General features: G+C 61.7%; 19 protein-coding genes. 9 read left to right on the top strand and 10 right to left on the bottom strand.

Annotated elements, in window-relative coordinates; genetic code table 11:
• Positions 1 to 127: 127 nt before the first annotated feature.
• Complete coding sequence (locus tag FJ953_RS01185) at positions 128 to 859, bottom strand: gamma-glutamylcyclotransferase (protein ID WP_140622830.1); 732 nt, start codon at positions 857 to 859, stop codon at positions 128 to 130.
• A gap of 228 nt (positions 860 to 1,087) precedes the next feature.
• Here FJ953_RS01185 and FJ953_RS01180 point away from each other — a divergent pair, with 228 nt between their 5' ends.
• The 3 genes from FJ953_RS01180 (at position 1,088) to FJ953_RS01170 (ending at position 5,682) form a co-directional block, all read left to right on the top strand.
• Positions 1,088 to 1,780 (top strand): DUF2270 domain-containing protein, encoded by a 693-nt coding sequence (locus FJ953_RS01180; RefSeq protein WP_140622828.1) that lies wholly within the window; start codon positions 1,088 to 1,090, stop codon positions 1,778 to 1,780.
• A 163-nt stretch (positions 1,781 to 1,943) separates the two neighbouring features.
• Positions 1,944 to 3,230: a DUF763 domain-containing protein gene (locus FJ953_RS01175; RefSeq protein WP_140622826.1), complete on the top strand. Its 1,287-nt coding sequence runs from the start codon at positions 1,944 to 1,946 to the stop codon at positions 3,228 to 3,230.
• A 244-nt stretch (positions 3,231 to 3,474) separates the two neighbouring features.
• Positions 3,475 to 5,682, top strand: coding sequence for a cation:proton antiporter (locus FJ953_RS01170; RefSeq protein ID WP_140623469.1), 2,208 nt, complete (start codon positions 3,475 to 3,477; stop codon positions 5,680 to 5,682).
• Positions 5,683 to 5,691: 9 nt separating this feature from the next.
• On the opposite strand, the gene FJ953_RS30345 is transcribed toward FJ953_RS01170, so the two are convergent.
• Together FJ953_RS30345 and FJ953_RS01165 are read right to left on the bottom strand one after the other, a co-directional pair.
• Positions 5,692 to 5,835, bottom strand: a complete 144-nt coding sequence (locus FJ953_RS30345; RefSeq protein WP_181170906.1) for a hypothetical protein — start codon at positions 5,833 to 5,835, stop codon at positions 5,692 to 5,694.
• A 202-nt stretch (positions 5,836 to 6,037) separates the two neighbouring features.
• The gene (locus FJ953_RS01165; protein ID WP_246674676.1) at positions 6,038 to 6,871 is read right to left on the bottom strand and encodes a methyltransferase domain-containing protein; all 834 of its coding nucleotides are present in this window, start codon (positions 6,869 to 6,871) and stop codon (positions 6,038 to 6,040) included.
• A 400-nt stretch (positions 6,872 to 7,271) separates the two neighbouring features.
• Between FJ953_RS01165 and FJ953_RS01160 the strand changes: the two genes are divergently transcribed.
• Complete coding sequence (locus tag FJ953_RS01160; RefSeq protein ID WP_140622824.1) at positions 7,272 to 7,703, top strand: DOPA 4,5-dioxygenase family protein; 432 nt, start codon at positions 7,272 to 7,274, stop codon at positions 7,701 to 7,703.
• A gap of 128 nt (positions 7,704 to 7,831) precedes the next feature.
• Here FJ953_RS01160 and FJ953_RS01155 read toward each other — a convergent pair whose 3' ends face one another.
• Complete coding sequence (locus tag FJ953_RS01155) at positions 7,832 to 8,335, bottom strand: very short patch repair endonuclease (protein WP_210242373.1); 504 nt, start codon at positions 8,333 to 8,335, stop codon at positions 7,832 to 7,834.
• A gap of 17 nt (positions 8,336 to 8,352) precedes the next feature.
• On the opposite strand from FJ953_RS01155, the gene FJ953_RS01150 reads away from it, so the two are divergent.
• Entirely contained in the window at positions 8,353 to 10,740 is a 2,388-nt protein-coding gene (locus FJ953_RS01150; protein WP_140622820.1) for an ATP-binding protein, read from the top strand.
• Positions 10,737 to 11,639 carry a response regulator gene (locus tag FJ953_RS01145; protein WP_140622818.1) on the top strand — a complete coding sequence of 301 codons (903 nt, stop codon included), beginning with the start codon at positions 10,737 to 10,739 and terminating at the stop codon, positions 11,637 to 11,639. Before FJ953_RS01150 ends, FJ953_RS01145 begins: the two co-directional genes overlap by 4 nt.
• Here the strand turns inward: FJ953_RS01145 and FJ953_RS01140 are convergent.
• The 5 genes from FJ953_RS01140 to FJ953_RS01120 form a co-directional block, all read right to left on the bottom strand.
• Positions 11,587 to 12,927 carry a DNA cytosine methyltransferase gene (locus tag FJ953_RS01140; protein ID WP_181174994.1) on the bottom strand — a complete coding sequence of 447 codons (1,341 nt, stop codon included), beginning with the start codon at positions 12,925 to 12,927 and terminating at the stop codon, positions 11,587 to 11,589. The genes FJ953_RS01145 and FJ953_RS01140 overlap by 53 nt on opposite strands.
• A gap of 263 nt (positions 12,928 to 13,190) precedes the next feature.
• A complete protein-coding gene (locus tag FJ953_RS01135) occupies positions 13,191 to 13,436 on the bottom strand; it encodes a MoaD/ThiS family protein (protein ID WP_140556300.1) in 246 nt (81 codons plus the stop codon).
• On the bottom strand, positions 13,436 to 15,700 hold the full coding sequence (locus FJ953_RS01130; RefSeq protein ID WP_140622814.1) for a xanthine dehydrogenase family protein molybdopterin-binding subunit: 2,265 nt from the start codon (positions 15,698 to 15,700) through the stop codon (positions 13,436 to 13,438). Before FJ953_RS01130 ends, FJ953_RS01135 begins: the two co-directional genes overlap by 1 nt.
• 2 nt (positions 15,701 to 15,702) lie before the next feature.
• Positions 15,703 to 16,179 (bottom strand): (2Fe-2S)-binding protein, encoded by a 477-nt coding sequence (locus tag FJ953_RS01125; protein ID WP_140622812.1) that lies wholly within the window; start codon positions 16,177 to 16,179, stop codon positions 15,703 to 15,705.
• On the bottom strand, positions 16,179 to 17,039 hold the full coding sequence (locus tag FJ953_RS01120; RefSeq protein WP_140499232.1) for a xanthine dehydrogenase family protein subunit M: 861 nt from the start codon (positions 17,037 to 17,039) through the stop codon (positions 16,179 to 16,181). The genes FJ953_RS01125 and FJ953_RS01120 overlap by 1 nt, the downstream gene beginning before the upstream one ends.
• Before the next feature lie 54 nt (positions 17,040 to 17,093).
• Here FJ953_RS01120 and FJ953_RS30340 point away from each other — a divergent pair, with 54 nt between their 5' ends.
• The 3 genes from FJ953_RS30340 (at position 17,094) to FJ953_RS01110 (ending at position 18,978) form a co-directional block, all read left to right on the top strand.
• Positions 17,094 to 17,276 (top strand): hypothetical protein, encoded by a 183-nt coding sequence (locus FJ953_RS30340; RefSeq protein WP_181174993.1) that lies wholly within the window; start codon positions 17,094 to 17,096, stop codon positions 17,274 to 17,276.
• A gap of 11 nt (positions 17,277 to 17,287) precedes the next feature.
• Positions 17,288 to 17,731, top strand: coding sequence for an SRPBCC family protein (locus FJ953_RS01115; protein WP_140499234.1), 444 nt, complete (start codon positions 17,288 to 17,290; stop codon positions 17,729 to 17,731).
• 98 nt (positions 17,732 to 17,829) lie between these two features.
• Entirely contained in the window at positions 17,830 to 18,978 is a 1,149-nt protein-coding gene (locus FJ953_RS01110; protein ID WP_140622810.1) for an amidohydrolase, read from the top strand.
• Positions 18,979 to 19,044: 66 nt separating this feature from the next.
• Here the strand turns inward: FJ953_RS01110 and FJ953_RS01105 are convergent, their stop codons facing one another.
• Positions 19,045 to 19,245 (bottom strand): hypothetical protein, encoded by a 201-nt coding sequence (locus tag FJ953_RS01105; RefSeq protein WP_140622808.1) that lies wholly within the window; start codon positions 19,243 to 19,245, stop codon positions 19,045 to 19,047.
• Positions 19,246 to 19,308: the final 63 nt, after the last annotated feature.

The raw sequence follows: 19,308 nt of genomic DNA, 5'->3' as shown, positions 1-19,308 counted from the left end.
AATCGATAACCCGTTGGCTATTGATCAACGTATAACCGTCGGGATATGTATTCGTCAAGCGGAAGATTTGGAGTGGCGGGAAAGCGTCCGGAACTTCCGGGTCGCGCTGCGCTGGAAACGCCGATCGCTAAACCGGGGCGTGGACGCGGTTGATCTCCTCGGCCACCAATGCCTGCAACTGCCACAGGTTGCGATCGCGAATGCCGCAGGCGTCGAGGTGGCGGATGGTCTCGAACAGATATTGCGCGCCCGAGCCCCAATGGCCGGCGGCCCGGGCCAGCGTCGCCGCGATCGCCCGTTTGTCCAGCCTGCCGACATAGCGCGCATTGGCGGGATCGACGACGAAGCCGAGCGCGCGGCACATGCCGCCCTCGGTCCTGACCCGCAGCCAGCGCGGCACGTTGACGGCGGGCAGGATGGTCATCTCGCGGCGCAGCAGCGCCTCGAGATTGTCGGCAACCGGCTCCGCGATCTCGAACACCATGCCCTGGCATTGGCCACCACGGTCGAGCGCCATCATCAGGCCGGGCTGCTCGATCGTGCCGCGAAACCGCTGCACGGTGAAGCAGAAAGAGCGGTGCCAGCCGGTCGCCACCGCGCGCTCGCTTCCCCTCACCTCGCCCGCCGGCTTCCACAGCAGCGAGCCATAGGCGAACAGTTTCAGCGGCCCGGCCGGCGCATCGGCCAGGATTTCGTCGCTGAAACGCGCATAGTCGGCATCGGTCATGTAGACCATGCCCGGCGTCGGCCCGGCATCCTCGACCGCGCGCAAGGTGCGGGCGACCAGCGCCTCCGTCAGCGCCATCGCCGCGGTTCGCGACGTGGACTGTGAACGTGCGGCGGATATCGGACTGTTCATCTTCGTACTCCAGCCTTGCCGCCATGTTGCCCAAGGCAAAGGGATTCTCAAGAGCCAGAGCCACTCGGACGCTGACTCAGAAGCTGAGCGGACCTGCCCAAGCGTTTGAAAAGCCTCGGCGCACCGCCGTCGCGACAGAAGTGGCCGCAAGTCCGCCTGGGTCGGCGCCATCCGCCGTCGGCGGAACGAGATCGCCTTCCACGCGTTTCATTGGGTTGGGAGGGAACTATGAACGATGCGCCGGCAACGCCCATCGGCAGGACGCTTTCGCCCAGCGAAATGGTCACCGTGATGTCGCATTTCCATCGCGCCGAGATTGCGCGCATGGCGGGATGGCGCGACCGTATCGACAGGACCAGCAACTGGGCGATCACCGTCGTGGCCGCGATGCTGTCGGTGTCGCTGTCGACGGCCAGTGCCCATCACGGCGTGCTCCTGTTCGCCATGCTGCTGGTGCTGCTGTTGCTGTGGATCGAGGCGCGGCGCTACCGCTTCTTCGACGTCTACCGCGCCCGCGTGCGCCAGTTCGAGCGCCACTATTTCGCGCAGATCTTCTCGCCGCAGCCGGACTTCGCCTCGGACTGGCTGCTGATCGTCGGCGAAAGCCTGCGCACGCCGAAATTCCTGGTCTCGCAGCGGGTGGCGCTGGCGCGCCGTTTGCGCCGCAACTACATCCATATGATGCTGATCCTGCTGCTCGCCTGGATCCTCAAACTATCGACGCCCAGCCTGCTCGACAAGGCCGCGCCGGTGGGTTTCGTCGGCACATTGCGCGAGGCCGTCAGCGCCGCCGCCCTGGGTCCCGTGCCCGGCCTGGTCATCGTCACGCTGGTCGCCGTCCTCTTTGCCGGCCTGCTGGCCGTCGCCTTACTGACGCCCGACGACAACGGCGAACTCTCCTTCGGAGACGTGCATGTCTAGCCCGCCAACAGACAAAAACGCTTTGCGAACAACCGGGTGAGGCGCCATCCTGAATCAAACCGCGAATGAGCGCCTGTGTGCCGGCTTGGAAAATAGCCGCATGGATGCCATCTAGAGGGAGAGAGCCGGCCTCTGGGCGGCCGGCCACGGAGCATCGAAACAAGTGACGCAGCGAAGCGGCAGCGCCGACCTGCCGCTGCATGGCGGACGGGTCCCGAAGTGGCTGGGCGACCGCATGACGCGGCTCGGCGCGGTGCTGTGTCAGGCGATCATCCACCATTACGGCCGCGACGAGCTGCTGCGCCGGCTGGCGCATCCCTTCTGGTTCCAGTCCTTCGGTGCGGTGATGGGCATGGACTGGCATTCGTCCGGCATCACCACCAGCGTCATTGGCGCGCTGAAGCGCGGGCTGACGCCGCTGTCGGGCGAGCTCGGCATTCATGTCTGCGGCGGTCGTGGCGCTCATTCGCGCAAGACGCCGCACGAGCTGGAGATGATCGGCGAACGTGTCGGCTTCGACGGCGCGGCCCTTGCCACCGCCAGCCGCCTGGTCGCCAAGGTCGACAGCGCCGCCGTGCAGGACGGTTTCGACCTCTATCTGCATGGTTTCATCGTCACTGACGACAGCCGCTGGGTGGTCGTCCAGCAAGGCATGAACGGCGACAGAAGGCAGGCGCGCCGTTACCACTGGCTGTCGGAAGGGTTGAAGAGTTTCGTCGACCAGCCGCACACGGCCATCGAGGGCGAGCGGCAGGGCGAGATTGTCAACCTCACCGACCATCGCGCCGAGGCCTCGCGCAGCGGCCAGCTCGATCTTCTGCGCCAGCTCGGTCCCGACCGGATCGTGCACGAATTCGCCGCCATCGAGCCTGCGGCGACTGAAGCAAAGCGCGACAGTGCACAACCAATGCTGCCCAATCTGGTCATGCCGGCGCATCATGACGTGCGCGAAAGCGACATCGTCATGCGCCGGCTGCACGGCAACATCTCGGCCGCCATCGAGAGCGGCCCGACGGATTTTCCCGAATTGCTGCTGGTGCCGGGCGTCGGCGCCCGCACCGTGCGGGCGCTGGCGATGGTGGCGGAGGTGGTGCATGGCGCGCCGTGCCGCTTTTCCGACCCGGCGCGCTTCTCGCTGGCGCATGGCGGCAAGGACCGGCATCCCTTCCCGGTGCCGCTGAAGGTCTATGACGAAACCATCGCCGTCATGAAGTCGGCGGTCGCCAAGGCCAAGCTCGGCCGCGAGGAGGAGCTTGCCGCCTTGCAGCGGCTCGACGGCCAGGCGCGGCGACTGGAGCGCTACGTCACAGGCCCGAGCCTGAAGGAGATCGTCGCCGGCGAGTTCGACCAGTCGCACCTGCTCGGCGGCCGCAGCGTCTTCGGCCCGGAGCCGCCGCCCGCCTCACCGGCGCAGCCCTTGCCGGCAGCCAGTCCGAAGCGGTCGGGCTAAAATGTGTCGCGCAACCTTGCGCGGCATTGCACGTTTATAGCAGCGATGCGTGCGGACCTGATCCGATCCTGCCGGAGCAGGCCAGCCCTGCCGAACGGGAACAGTGTTCCGGAAATCATCTGTTGAGGGCTGGATGGACCGGCAGCGCCTGCAAACGACATCTCTCCTGGCCGTCTTGACCATCGCCGCGAGCGCCTCGCCGTGCCCGGCCTGGGCAGCCCAGGCAAGCAGCCACGCCGCGGGCATGGGCGGCTCGGCGGAGGGCGTTTTCGTCGCCGAGATCGTGCTTCTGCTGCTGGTCGGCCGTGGCCTGGGCGAAATCTTCCAGCGCTACGGCCAGCCGGCGATCATGGGCCAGCTGATCGGCGGCATCCTGCTCGGGCCTTCCCTGTTCGGCTGGCTCTGGCCCGGCGCACAGCAGCTGATCTTCTCGACCGACCCCGCGCAGAAGAGCATGATCGAGGCGGTCTCCCAGCTCGGCGTCCTGCTGCTCCTGCTGCTCACCGGCATGGAGACGGACCTGCGCCTGGTGCGCCGGGTGGGCGCGGCGTGTTTTTCGATCTCGGTCACCGGCGTCGTCGTGCCCTTTGCCTGCGGTTTCGCGCTGGCGCAAGTCCTGCCCGACACGCTGCTGCCCGACCCCGGCGAGCGCGTCGTCGCCGGGCTTTTCCTTGGCACGGCGCTGTCGATCTCCTCGGTCAAGATCGTCGCCATGGTGGTGCGCGAGATGAACTTCATGCGCCGCAATCTCGGCCAGGTCATCATCTCCTCGGCCATCATCGAGGACACGATCGGCTGGCTGATCATCGCCGTCACCTTCGGCATCGCCACCAATGGCAGCCTTCAAATCGTGCCGCTGGTGGTGACCGTGGCCGAAGTGGCGCTGTTCATGGTGTTCTCCTTCACCATCGGCCGCCGGCTGGTGTTCACGCTGATCCGCTGGAGCAACGATTCCTTCCGCAGCGAATACGCCGTCATATCGGTCATCCTGATCATCATGGGCGTGATGGCCCTGATCACCAACCTGATCGGCGTCCACACCGTGCTCGGCGCCTTCGTCGCCGGCATATTGGTCGGCGAATCGCCGATCCTGTCCAGCCACATCGAGAGCCAGTTGCGCGGCGTCATCACGGCGCTCTTCATGCCGATCTTCTTTGGCATGGCCGGGCTTTCGGCCGACCTCACCGTGCTCGCCGACCCGACACTGGCGCTGCTGACGCTGGCGCTGGTGCTCATCGCCAGCATCGGCAAGTTCGGCGGCGCCTTCATCGGCGGCCGCTTCGCCGGCATGACGCTGAAGGAGGCGACCGCCGTCGGCAGCGCCATGAACGCGCGCGGCTCGACCGAGGTCATCGTCGCCTCGATCGGCCTGTCGATGAACATCCTCTCCCACAATCTGTTCACCATGATCGTCACCATGGCTGTCATCACCACGCTCGCCATGCCGCCGATGTTGCGCTGGGCGCTCGGCCGGCTGCCCGTCGAAGACGCCGAGAAGCAGCGCGTCGACCGCGAGCTGCTCGACGAGCGCGGCTTCGTCTCCAAGCTGGAGCGGCTGCTGCTGCTGGTCGACGACAGCTCGGTCGGCAAGTTCACCGCCTATCTCGCGGGCCTGGTCGGCGGCGGCAGCGGCATGCCGACCACGCTTCTCCACCTCAAGGACGGCAGGCTTGCCGGCCCGGCCCGCGACAAGGGCCCGGAACGTGCCTTGAAGGAGGTCAAGAAGGGCGCCGCCAGAAGCGCCAAAGCGGTGAGCAAGGCCGAGGACACGCCGGTCGAGAAGGTGCATCTCACCGCCCGCAGCGAACGCGACGCGACAGCACGGACGATCGCCGAGGAGGCGCGCAAGGGCTATGGCCTGCTGCTGGTCGGGCTCGAGGCCATGTTGACCGAGAAGGGATCGTTCACCGAGGCGCTCAACGACATGACCAGCGGCTTCGACGGTCCGCTCTGCCTGGTGCTGAACGGTGCCGGCGCCGGGGGCAAGATGCCGGTGCTGCGCGCCGGAACCACCATCCTGGTGCCCGTCAACGGCACGGAAGTGTCGCGCCGCGCCGCCGATTTCGCCCTGGCGCTGGCAAGGCCGCACCGGGCGCGGGTCAAGGTGCTCTATGTCTCGCAGGCGCGCAAAGGCGCCCAGCAAGGCACCGTTTCGCATCGTCGCGAGGAGGCGGTGCTCAAGGATGTCGTCGATCTCGCCGACCGCTACGGCGTCGCCGTCGACACCGCCATCCGCGCCCGCGCTACCCCCGACAAGGCGATCGCCAGGGAAGTGGCCAAGGGGGCGGCGATGGTGGTGATGGGCGTCACGCAGCGGCCGGGCGAGGAACTGTTCTTCGGCGACACCGCCATGGCGGTGCTGGCCGCCGTCCCCTGCCCGGTCGTGCTCGTGGCAAGCGACCGCATCCGCGCCGAAGCAAGGCCCGAAGCCGCGGCCGAAACCGGTGCCTGATGGCCGAGCCTATAGGCCGAAGAACTGCCTGCCGATCACATAGCCCAGCGCCACCACGGCCAGCGGAAACAAGGCCGGCGCGACCTTGCCGAGGGCCGAGCCTTGCGGCTCCTTTGGCGGCACATAGCGTGCATTGCCGAGATTCTTGGTCATTGCGTACCCCCGCGCGAACCAGTTCATTAGCAGATGCTTATTAACAGCACGGCCGAATTAACGGTTCGCGAAGAAATTCGCTCGAAAGCCGGCCATTTGAGTGGAGAGCTGGCGAATGCGGCTTGGCTCAGTCTCGTTCTCTGAACCGGTTTTGCCTGCGGCTCGCGCACCCGCCCGCGGCTTCCGCCGTCGTGGCGGAGCGCTATGTCCGGCAAACCGCCATGACGAAGAACTCGCGGTAGCAGAAGTCCGGATCGTCGAGCAGGCGATCCGGCCGCTGCTTCAGGTCCTGCCAGTAGGCCTGGTCGGCATCAGGCAGGGCATAGCTCGGCGCGACGCTTGCAAAATAGGCCAGCAGGTCGGCAACATAGTCGCGCGTGAAGCGAGGCGCGGGCGCCCAGCGCTCGACCAGCCAGCCCTTGCGGCTGACGACCTCCAGGCCAGCCTGGCGCAGGCGCGCCGGAAGGGTCGAACCGCAATCGGTGCCGAGCACGCCCCGCTCGCGAAATCCCTGGAGCCTGGCTGCCATGAAGCGCGCCAGCAGCGCCCGGTCCATGGGCAGGATCTGCAAGATGGTCGAATCGAAATCTTTGACCGCCAAGATGCCGCCCGGCTTCAGCACGCGCCTGGCCTCGCCGACGGCAAGCTCGAACTCGGCCGGCGTCAGATACTGCATGACATTGCCGGACCAGACGCAATCGAACGAGGCGTCGGCGAAGGGCAGCGACAGGATGCTGCCGACATGCGTGGCAATGTCCGGCGGCTCGGACAGCGTGCCCGCGAGCGCCTCGACCCGGGCGATGTTTTCGGGCGCGAGGTCGAGCGCGGCAATGAAGCCGGAAGGGCCGACGGCGCTGGCGATGAGCGGCAGGAAGCCGCCGCTGCCGCAACCGGCATCGAGCACGCGCCAGCCCGGGCGGATGCCGGCATCGAGCAAGGCCGCCTCATATTCGGGCCGCGATGATTCGAAATGAAGGTCGAGCCAACCGGCCTCGCTCGCTTCGTGGCCGGTGGACGTTTCGTTCCTGGCAGACAATTGATTACCCCCCTATTGGCGGCACGGATAGAAGCGCACCGAGCGGCCTCACGCAATGCCCACGAAGCTAAGTGGGACCAACGCTGGTGATTGCCCCTGTCATTTGAAGGCTGGATGAACAGAATTCGGCGCAAGCCGGCCGCAGGACGTTAATTGCGCTTACCAAAAAGCAGACATCTGAACCCGGCATGGCGTTGTAGGCGCTACAAGCGATCCGCAGTCTGGACCGGCAACTCGCACGGCCTGAGCATCCACCGCCATGCGGCGCACCCATGGCTAAGTCGGTCGAGCCGGGCCATGTCATAGCCTGCTGGAAACGCGCCGACTGATCACGGCTACAGACAAGATCTTCGTGCTTCGGCTAGAGTTTCGCCAGGCACCAGGCGAAGGGAGTATCGGGATGGACAGAGCCAGTTCAACGCCGGCCGGGCAGCCCAGGCCGCTCGCCGAGATCGCCAGCTACCACGCCCACATCTACTATGAGGGGGAGGCCGAGCGGCAGCACGCCGAATGGCTGCGCCAGCGCATCGGCGAACGCTTCCGCGTGCGCCTCGGCAACTGGCGCGACGAACCGGTCGGCCCGCATCAGCAGGCCATGTACCAAATCTCCTTCGCCACCGAGATCTTCGCCACGCTGGTTCCCTGGCTGATGCTGAACCACGGCGGCCTGAGCATCCTCGTCCACCCCAACACCACCAACCCCAAACGCGACCACCTGGTCGACCCAATCTGGATCGGGCGGCCGCTTGAGGTGAAGGGTGAGGTGCTTGGCGAGGAAGATGAGGCGGAGGAGGCGCTGGAGGTGAATACGGAGCCGACGCTGGGGGTGTGAGGGGCATGCTTGGCCCGACCGGCATTGAGTCGCCGAAAAGGTGCTCAAAGAGACTCTAGGCATCCGAATGGATGCCATTTTCTCAGGGCGAGAAAATGGATACACCACTATCACCGCATGGCAAACCATCATCGATCAAGTTCTGCAGCTAACCTAGACAACAGGGCATCGGGGTCAGCGGTTTCGCATTCCCAAACGACAACCACTCGCCATCCCAGTTCCGTAAGTGTTGCAGCATTGGATGCATCACGTTCAGCGTTACGCCGAAATTTCGCTTGCCAATAGCTTGAGCGAGATTTGGGAATATGGGCAATTTTGCACTGCCGATGTTGATGCCAGAAGCACCCATGCACAAAGAGAACTATTTTACGCGACGGGAACACTAGATCAGGTTTGCCAGGTAGATGCCGTCCTTGTAGCCGATACCGGTATCGTGCCTTGTGCAGCAAGCGTCGAACCTTCCACTCTGGCTTTGTGTCCTTGCTTCGGATACGCCGCATTCGTTCGCTGCGCTCTTCGGGTGTGAGGGTATCCGCCACTTCATCAACTCTTTCTAGTGTCCATCCCCTCCCTTTGCCCAAATGGTATGGACATAGTTGGGCGAATTGCGAAAAAATGATAGTTGAGAGCATATTGGAAAAGAGAATCGATGACAGCTGTCGAACGAGAACGACTTCATTTCGATGTAAGCACGGGCCTCAAAAGTGTGCTTGGAAGCGAACTCATCACCGATGATGAGGTGGCGATATTTGAACTGGTAAAGAATTCCTTCGACGCGGAAGCTGCGCTTGTTGAGCTGTATTTCAGCGAGTCAACAATTACCGTCGCAGACGATGGCATCGGAATGTCATATGACGACATCAAAACAAAATGGCTTTTTGTTGCCTACTCTGCGAAACGCGAGTCCGGCCGTGACGCTGATTTCCGAGACGATATAGCCGAGCGTCGGAACTATGCGGGGAGTAAAGGTATAGGCCGGTTTTCTTCGGACCGGCTTGGTCATCTTGTCCGCCTGCAAACACGACCAAAGTCCGAACCGAATGGTCTTGTAAATTGCATTACTGTCGATTGGGATCGCTTCGACAGAGATCATACTGAGCACTTCGAAAAAATCGGCATAAATTATGCCGTCCAACCTGAGGGTTTCTCTCTCCCCAGCGAACTCACCGCTCCGAAGCATGGCACGGTCATAACGATCGAAAGAACCCGTCGCCATTGGGATCGAGACAAAATCCTCAGGCTGAAATCCGCGTTGGCTAAACTGATAAACCCATTCGGAGTGTCAACGGATGGATTTCGCATCGTCGTATATGCACCATCCGAGTTGGAAGCCGATGAAGTTGAGAAGCTTCGCGCCGAGCGGGCCACAAAGCAAGGAAAAGGTGATGGTGTAAATCCAAATGCTGTCGTAAACGGGGAGGTTGGCAATTTCATCTTCTCTACCTTGCAGGAGAAGACAACATACATTGATGTAGCCATTGACGAGACTGGAGAATATATCGAGAGTACGCTAACAGATCGAGGCGAACTCATCTATCGGGTACGGGAACCTAATGAATTTCCGCTTTTGGCGAAATCCGGCTTCCGTTGCCAAATCTTTTTCTTAAACCAGTCAGCCAAAATGACTTTCGCGCGACGTATGGGGGTGCCGTCGGTCAAGTTCGGGTCGGTATTCCTTTTTAGAAACGGTTTTCGTGTGTACCCGATTGGGGAGGAGGGCGACGACTGGTTTCAGATGGATCGACGCAAAGCGCAAGGTTATGCCCGGTTTCTCGGAACGCGCGATGTAATTGGTCGTATTGATGTGTTCGGCGGCGACATTGATTTTCAGGAAGCATCCAGCCGTGACGCTGGTCTCATCGAAACCCCCACCGTCGTCCAGTTGCGGAAATGCTTCAGGGATTACTGTCTGACCAGATTAGAGCGATATGTTGTCCCGGTCACATTCGTCGACAAAGAAGATAAGAATACCAGCGACGTCTCACGTCTGCTAACCGATCCGGGCCGGGCGCGTGTCGCGGCAGCAGTCGCTAAGCTTGTCGACGACAAAAACGTTCAGCTGCTTGAGTATAGCAGACGTCTAATTGGGATACTTAGCGAGCGCTCGGCGCAGTTTGAGGCGTCTCTGAGCAGCTTGCGAGCCATAGCTGAAAAGACAAAAGACAGGAGTCTATTCGACAATATCGAGGCAGCAGAGCGTCGCTTTGAGGAGCTTCGAGAGGCTGAAGAGCAGGCTCGCCGACAAGCGGATGAAGAGCGGCAGGCAAAAGAGGCGGCAGAGGCACGCGCCTACGCAGCCGAGAAAGTAGCTACGGAGGCCTCAGAAAAATTAGCAGAAGAACGAAAACGCAATCTCTTCCTTTCCTCTATTTCTACACTTGATGAGGACACGATTATATCGTTGCACCATCAGATAACGATCTATGGAGGCGTCGTTAGGCAGAAGATTGAAAACTTCCTGGTGAAAATCTCGGGCCGGGCCGCGGTGCCAGTTCCAGACGTTGTAGATGTGATGGAGGCAATTGCCTTTTTGAACAGCAAGATACTCGGCGTCTCCAAATTTGCGACCAAAGCCAATTTCAGGCTCGAGTCCGAAAATATCGAAGCGGATATGGGGGAGTACGTCGAGCAATATATCAATGGTGTCGCAAGGGATTTTCTGTCTGGCCCTCTGACTGTCGAAGTGACAAATGACGGGAAGGGTTTCGATCAAAGATTTAAGCCTATCGATATATCGGTGGTTGTGGACAACCTGATCGCCAACGCCCGAAAGGCGGGGGCCACTCGGATGGTATTTGCGATCAGCCATCCCAGCAAAACGACCCTTCATCTGCAAGTCACGGACAATGGACAAGGGTTCGGTCGGGAAATTGATGACCTAGGACGCGTTTTTGAAAAAGGCTTCACAACAACAGACGGTTCTGGCCTAGGCCTCTACCACGTTCGACATGTACTTGGTGAAATGAACGGAACAATCGAGGCGGCGCGAATCGAAGGACGTCGCGGGGCATCTCTTCTTATTAGGATTGCGAGATGAGGCTGGATTTCAATGTTCTTTGGGTTGAGGACCAGCCCAACAACGTATCGGACCAAAGGGAGCGCATAGCATCGCAAATTCGAAAAGAGGGATTTCGGCTCGCTGTCAGATTTGCGTCATCAGTCGACGAGGCTACCGGATATCTCGCGGATGACATTTACGGAGACCACATCGACTTGATTTTAATGGACTATGATCTCGGCCCAGGAAAATCTGGAGATCAAGGTCTTACAGAAGTTCGAGCCATATTTCCGTATAAAGACCTCATCTTCTATTCCGCAAAAGCCACTGCGGACTTGTCACGGATGGCGGGCGAAAGGAATATCCAGGGCCTTTTTACTGCCTATCGACCTGACTTGCCCGGCGTAGTGGAGGAAGTATTCAAGAATCTAGTTCGTAAAGTTTTGGATATTGATCACTCACGCGGGATTGTTATGGGAGCCACGAGTGATATCGATGAGGTGATCTCCGTGAGGCTATCAAAAGCCTTTGACGATAGCAACGACGAGCAGAAGAAGATTACCTTACAGGCAATTCAGAAACGACTCGAAGAGAAGCGCGAATTCTTTGAAGAATCATTAAATGCTCTCAAAGCGGTTAAGCACGTATCTGAACTGATCGATCATCACGGCGTCTACACAAGTGACGATCGTTTCAGATTGCTTCAAAAATTGATGAAAGAGCTGAAATTGCATAAGGAGCGTAGTGGGAATTTTGATGGCTATCGTACAAAGATAATGCCAAAGCGTAACGATTTAGCGCATATACGGGTTGAAAGGAACGGATTTTCCCGCAAGTTCTACGATCGCAAAGGTGTCGAACTCACTGCGGCAGATATGCGTATGCTCAGGGTTGCGCTTCTTGAATTTCAGGAGATACTCGATGAGGTTTTTCCATAGTCAAATATGCTGGCTTTCCGCCTTCTCGCAACAGCTTTGCTATTGTCAGGCCAATAGCCTCTGCAACTAGCGGCGGAACGGCATTTGCCACCTGGGTGAAGCGGGGCACTTCTGTTTTTCGCCGCTCGCCACCTGTCGTATATTTCCCCTTGAAGGCAAACCAATCGGGGAAGCTCTGAAGTCGCGCGTTTTCCCTCACACAAAGGGCACGAGGCTCTGAATAGTGAATTAGATCATCCGGCATGCTCGTGACCGTGGGAGATGGTAAATTTGGGTCAAGAACCCGTATTGCACTTTTCTTTAACCCGAAGCTTGCTTTTATCTCTGACGATAATGACACGTTTAGCCGCCCATCTGCATGACATAGATCAATGATCTTGCCAAAGCGCGCTGCAATTTCCGGCCGGTGTCGGGCGAGCCGTGTATCGGGGGGGATTCCTACCCACCCATCGTTCATCAGCGTTTGATAGGCTGTAAGCGGCCCTTGATATGCGATGTCCTGAAACCCGGGACTGTCGCGGCTCGGTATTTTGCCGTTGCGGGAGACCTCCAGGTCTGAAATCGCAGCCTTACTGGAGACTGGAACGCTGGATATGTTTTTATGACGAAGGAAAGTCTGTCGATCTCGCTCTACTGCATTGAAGAGTTGGAGAGGTTCTATTCCGCTTCCCTTTCTAAAGCCAACAATGAAGAACCTATGGCGTTTTTGCGGAACGCCGAAGGAGGATGTATCAAGCATCTTAGTGGAAACATCATAGTTCCTGCCAAGAGCTTTAATGATCCACTGAGCGTAATTTAGCTTGCCACCGTCCGAGGAGCTATCGTCAAAGTCAGTTGTGATTCCTCGAACATTTTCAATCAGGACAACGCGAGGCTCCAGAAGGTGCACGAATTCAAGGTATTGTTCGACGAGCCGATTTCGCGGGTCATTTGGATTCCGTTTCCCAGCGCTTGAAAATCCTTGGCATGGGGGCCCCCCGACCAGCATATCCACCTTGCCGGCGTACGCCGCAAGCCGCTGACGCTGGGACTTTAGCAGCTCAGCGACATCATTGGCGGTCTTGGAAAGCCAATCTGGCCATGCAAATTGGAATCGCGCTTCTGGCGCGATTAGATTATCATGTAATGTTTGGAACGCATTGGCGTCGTGCTCTACCGCGAAGAGTCCTTTCCAACCGGCTTGCATTAGGCCGAGGCTCAGCCCACCGCAACCTGCGAATATATCTACGAAGCTATATGTCGGTTGGTGAGCGTCCGCTCGAACTTTCTTGACGTTAGAAACTCTCATATTTTCCCCATGCCGACGCGGACACATTATGCCGACAATTGTCAAGAAGCGCCAGATTGCGCTTGCAACAAGAGCGGTTAAATTTTTGTTGGCATATTCAACCCGGCTGAAGTGGTTCTTATGATTACGGCTTCAGCGACCAAATTTATCCCCCTGGCTTACGGAGCGAGATAGATTCCGGTCAGGCAAACATAGTAGATGGATTGGTTCTTAGTGGGCTTCTCAGTCAGCTCTCGACCATCGAGGCTGCAGTCTACGCCCCCTCACCCCCCAGCCAACCGCGGCAGCAGAAAAATCTCCGCCCCCTGCGGCAGCTTCTTCCCCCACGTATCCCGGTAAATCACCCCGTCGATCGCCACCGCGATCCCCCGATCGATCAGCGGCTCGAGGCCGGGATACTGTTCAGCCAGTTTCCTGAACAGCTCCCTTATGTCCTTGGCCTCGACCTCGACCTTGCTCTGGCCTCCGGCGGTCGCGGCAAGCGCCCCCCAGAGCGTCACTTGCACCATCAGCCTTCCCGTTCCGCCTCGATCGCCGCGAGGATGCGCGGCGGCGACATCGGGATGTGGGTCATGCGCACGCCGGCGGCGTTCGACACCGCATTGGCGATCGCCGCCAGCGGCGGCACGATCGAGGTTTCGCCGACGCCGCGCACGCCATAGGGGTGGTTGGGGTTGGGGATCTCCAGGATTTGCGTGTCGATCATCGGCAGGTCGGAGCAGACCGGGATGCGGTAGTCGAGGAAGCCGGCGTTCTGCAGCCGCCCGTCCTTGCCGTAAATATATTCCTCGTTGAGCGCCCAGCCGATGCCTTGCGCGGCACCGCCCTGGTACTGGCCCTCGACATAGGTCGGGTGCACCGCCTTGCCGGCATCTTGCACCACCGTGTAGCGGATCACCCTGGTCGAGCCGGTGTCGGGATCGACCTCGATGTCGCATATATGGGTGGCGAAGGAGACGCCGGCGCCGTCGGCGACGAGCTCGCTATGGCCGGCGATCGGCCCGCCGGTCTTGCCGGATTGCGCCGCGATCTCCTTCAGCGACAGCTTGCCGAGATTGCCGTGCTTCTCGCCCTTGGCCACCGCATGGCCCTGTTCCCAGACCACGTCGTCGACGGAAATGTCCCACATCTGCGCGGCGCGCTCGCGCAACACCTTGATGGCGTTGCGGGCAGCCGAGATGGTCGCCATGGAGGAGGAGAAGGTGCCGCGGCTGCCGTCGGTCATGTCGTTGTAGCCGAGGCTGGACGTGTCGGCGACGACGGCCTTGACCTGCGAATAGTCGATGCCCAGCTCCTCCGCCGCCACCAGCGACAGCGAGGCGCGGGAACCGCCGACATCGACCGTGCCTACGGCAAGCGAGACAGAGCCGTCCATGCCGATGTTGAGGTCGGTGCAGGTCTGGCCGCCGAAATTGAACCAGAAGCCGCAAGCCATGCCGCGCCCCTGGTTCTTACCCAGCGGCGCCTTCATGTGGGCATGGTTCTTCACCGCCTCCAGCGTCGGGCCGATGCCGATCGGGCCATAGACCGGGCCGTAGGATGATCGCGTGCCTTCCTGCGCCGCGTTCCTGATGCGGAAGTCGACCGGGTCCATGCCGATCTCCTTGGCGAGCTCGTCGACGGCGCTTTCCACCGCGAAGGCCGCCATCGGCGCCGACGGCGCGCGGTAGGCCGCGGTCTTCGGCCGGTTGACCAGCACTTCGTAGCCGACGGTCTTGACGTTCTCCAGCCTGTAGCAGGCGAACGCCGTCATGGCGCCGATCTCGGCCCAGGTGCCGGCATAAGGGCCGCTTGTGTAGCGCAGCGTCGCTTCCGCCGCAGTGATCGTGCCGTCCTTGCGGGCGCCGATCTTGACGTCGATCGAGGTGGCGCTGGTCGGGCCCGAGGCGCGGAACACCTCGTCGCGGGTCATCACCAGCTTCACCGGCCGGCCGGCCTTGCGCGACAGAGCGAGTGCCACCGGCTCGGCCCAGACATGGGTCTTGCCGCCGAAGCCGCCGCCGATCTCGGAGGAGGTGACGCGCAGCTTCGAGGCTTCCATGCCCAGCAGCTGGGCGCAATGCTGGCGGTAAACGAAATGCCCTTGCGTGCAGACCCACAGGTCCGCCGTGCCGTCGGAGCTGACATTGGCCACGCAGGCATGCGGCTCGATATAACCCTGGTGCGTCTGCTCGGTCTTGAAGGAGCGCTCGACGATGAAGTCGGCCTGGCCAAAGCCCTGATGCACGTCGCCATGGCCGAACTGGCTGCGCTTGGTGACATTGGACGGCTTGACCGGCTTTTCCTCCAGCCCCTCGGTGAAGACGGCGTCGTTGATCAGGGGCGCGTGGTGCTGCATCGCCTGGTCGACATCGGTGACATGCGGCAGCACCTCGTAGTCGACCTCGATCAGCTTCAGCGCCTGCCTGGCGGTGCGGGCGTCGATCGCGGCGACAGCGGCCACCGCATGGCCGTCATAGAGCGCCTTGGTGCGCGCCATGCAATTGTCGAGGATGTCGTACATGGCGGCATCGCCGTCGGTGAGGTCCGGCAGGTCGGCCGCGGTGATCACCGCCTTCACGCCGGCGAGCTTTTCCGCCTTCGAAGTGTCGATCTTCCTGATTTTGGCGTGCGCGTGCGGGCTGCGCAGCACACGCCCGACCAGTTGGCCGGCCATGTTGAAGTCGGCGCCGTAGCGGGCGCGGCCGGTCACCTTGTCGACGCCGTCGGGACGGATGGGACGCGTGCCGACCGAAGCGAAATTGCGATTGGAAAAACGCGGATCGAAATTCATCGTCAGGCTCCCTTCATCACGCTTGCGGCGTCCTGGACGGCGCGCACGATCTTGTCATAGCCGGTGCAGCGGCAGAGATTCCCGGCCAGCCCGAAGCGGATCTCCTCCTCGGTCGGGTCGGGGTTCTTGGCCAGAAGATCCTTCGCCGCGATCAGGAAGCCCGGCGTGCAAACGCCGCATTGCAGCGCGGCGTGCTCCAGGAACTTCTGCTGCAGCGGATGCAACTGGTCGCCATGCGCCATGCCCTCGACAGTCTCCACGCGGCGCCCTTGCGCCTCCGCGCCCAGCACCAGGCAAGAGCACACCAGCCGGTCGTCGAGGATGACGCTGCAGGCGCCGCAGTCGCCGGTGCCGCAGCCCTCCTTGGCGCCGGTCAGCCCGAGCCGGTCGCGCAGCACGTCGAGCAGCGTCTCGTCGGGCTGGCAGAGATATTCGACGCTGTCGCCGTTGATCGTGGTTGAAACTGCTACACCGGCCATCACTTGCCTCCTGCACGCTTGTAGGCTGACGTGGCGGCCCGCCTGGCCAGCACGCCCGCGACTTTCCGTCTGAACTCGATCGTGCCCCGCTTGTCGTCGATGGGCCGGCAGGCCCCGGAGCAGACCTTGGCGAGCCGCTCGAGCGCGGCTTCGTCCAGCGTCCTGCCGATGAGGGCCTCGGCGGCCTCCTGCACCAGAAGCACCGTGGGCGCGGCGGCGCCCAGCGCCACGCGGGCCGCCTTGACGACACCTTGCTCGTCGAGCGTCAGGTTCACGCCGGCGCTGACCACCGCGATATCCATCTCGGTGCGGGGGATGAACCTGAGATACGCGTCGCCCGAGCGCGGCGCTTGGCTGTCGAGCAGGATCGCCTCGATGATCTCGCCCTTGGCGAGCGACGTCTTGCCCGGTCCGGTCGGCACGGCTTCCACGGCGATGGTGCGCCGGCCCGCGGGCCCGACGATCACCGCCCTGGCTCCGGCCGCCACCAGCGCCGGCACGCTGTCGGCCGCCGGCGAGGCGTTGCACAGATTGCCAACGATGGTGCAGCGTCCCTGCACCTGCTTCGAGCCGATCAGCTTGGCCGCCTCGACGACGCCGGGCCAGGCCTTCTTCAGGGCCGCGTTCTCTCCCAGCACCGCGCAAGGAACCGCCGCACCGATGCTGAAGCCGTCGGCCGTCTCCCTGATTTCGCTCAAGGCCGCGATCGCCTTGATGTCGACGATCAGTTCGGGTTCGATGAAGCCGCCCTTCATCCTCACCAGCAGGTCGCTGCCTCCGGCGAGAATGGCCGCCGTTCCGGCCGATCCGGCCAAGTGGCCAACGGCATCTTCGATTGAAAGTGGACGTATGTAGCGCATCGTCTCCCCTTGGTCACAGCGATCTCAGCGACCGTTATAAACAGTCTCCTCATAATGGCTATCCGGTTCGTCATTTTCGACGATTGGGCCAGCCGCCGCAAAATCGAGTCCCAACCCAGCCTGAACTGGCGTAAGCCAGTCGCGCAGGCCGCGGCCGAGGCTCTGAAAAAATTCCAGGAGCCGGTGTCGGACTGGCCGGGCCCCGCTCGTCCTTGGGGCATCGAACAGGCATTATGAAAGGATATGATATGCCCGGCACCGTACGTTTGCACCGTGTTCTCACCACCAGCCCGGAAAAAGTCTATCGCGCCTTCGTCGAGGCCGACGCGCTGGCGAAGTGGCTGCCGCCGAACGGCTTCACCTGCACGGTTCATCACTTCGAGGGCAAGGTGGGCGGCACGTTCAAGATGTCGTTCCGCAACTTCACCACCGGCGACAGCCATGCCTTCGGCGGCGAGTATCTCGAACTCGTTCCCGGTGAGCGCCTTCGCTACACCGACAGGTTCGACGACCCCAATCTGCCGGGCGAGATCCAGGTGACCGTCACCCTGAAAAAAGTGTCTGTCGGCACCGAGATCGACATCACCCAGGCCGGCATTCCCGACGTCATCCCGGTCGAGGCCTGCTATCTCGGCTGGCAGGAGTCGCTGCGGAACCTGGCAAAGCTCGTCGAGCCCGAGATAAATCAATAGGCCAGACGGTGGCGGTTTCAGCCATTTGCCGCTAGCTATCCTTCCGACGCGCCCGGTCGATCGGGCGCGTCGTGAGCGATACAGCGGAGGCCAAAATCATGACTCTCACCAACCGGGACATCGTCGAGCTGACCGAATGGCGGCGCAAGTTGCACCAGCAGCCGGAAATCTCGAACGAGGAGGAAAAGACGGCAAAAGCCGTCGTCGACTTCCTCGCCGATACCAATCCCGACAAGGTGCTGACCGGATTGGGCGGGCATGGTGTCGCGGCCGTCTACGACAGCGGCAAAAACGGACCAACCGTCCTGTTTCGTTCGGAACTCGACGCGCTGCCGATCGAAGAACTGTCCGGCGTGCCGCATGCCTCGCGCGTGCCAGGCAAGTCGCATATGTGCGGCCATGACGGACACACCGCGATCCTGGCGGCGCTCGGACGCCAGTTGGGGCGCGAGCGGCCCGCCAGCGGTCGCGTCGTGCTGATGTTCCAGCCGGCGGAAGAAACCGGCAATGGGGCCGCCGGGGTGGTGGCCGATCCCCGCTTCGGCGAGATCGCGCCCGATTTCGCTTTCTCCCTGCACAATCTGCCCGGCGTGCCGTTCGGCGAGGTGCGGCTCAAGCCGGGCGTGGTCAACTGCGCCTCGCGCGGCATGCGCATCGTGCTGGAGGGCAAGACCGCGCATTCCTCCATGCCCGAGACCGGAATTTCGCCGATGCCGGCGATCAGCGCGTTGATGCCTGCCCTGCCCGCGCTCGGGCACGGAACGTTCGCCGACGACGATTTCGGCATGGTCACCGTCACCCATGCCGAGATGGGCGAAGCCGTGTTCGGCATCGCGCCCGCCCACGCCGAGGTCTGGGCGACGCTGCGCACCAGGCGCGACGAGCGCATGGCGGATCTGTGCGCCGCCGCGGAAGCGCTGGTCACGAAGATCGCGGGCCAGCATCGCCTGTCCGCAAGCTGGGACTACCACGAGATCTTCGTCGCCAGCGTCAACGCGCCGGACGCGGTGGAGCATCTGCAACGCGCCCTCGACGAAGAGGGCGTCGCGCACACGCAAGAAGCCCTGCCGATGCGCGCCTCGGAGGATTTCGGCTTGTTCGGCCACAGCGCGACGTCGGCCATGTTCTTCCTCGGCGCCGGCGAGCGCCACCCTGCCCTGCACAATCCCGACTATGATTTCCCCGACGATTTGATCCCGATCGGGTCGAAGATCTTCATGCGCACGGCGCGCAACTTGCTGGGGTGAAATAGGCCGGATGGCCGATCGGGGCGAGCCGGCACGCCACGCCCGGGCTGTGGCGGAACGGCTTCGCTAAACGTCGAGAACAACCGTCATTCCACGGACCTCGGCCATCTCGAGCAGCAGATCCTGCAGGCTGTCCTCGGTCACCGTCTCGCCGGTTCGCTCCAGCAATTCCTCGATGCTTTCCTTCATCGAAATGGCGGCAACCCCGGTTTTTTCGGCGAGCAGCCGCCCTATGGCAGCGCGGATTAGGGCATTCTGGTCAGGCATGATCCCCCTTTCATGCTGGGGTGGCGGCATGAGTTTTCTTCAATGCATGCTTCTGCCGCAACT

It is taken from the genome of Mesorhizobium sp. B2-3-6, assembly GCF_006442305.1.
In the GTDB taxonomy this organism is placed as follows: domain Bacteria; phylum Pseudomonadota; class Alphaproteobacteria; order Rhizobiales; family Rhizobiaceae; genus Mesorhizobium.
This window is presented reverse-complemented; position numbering and strand designations above follow the sequence as displayed.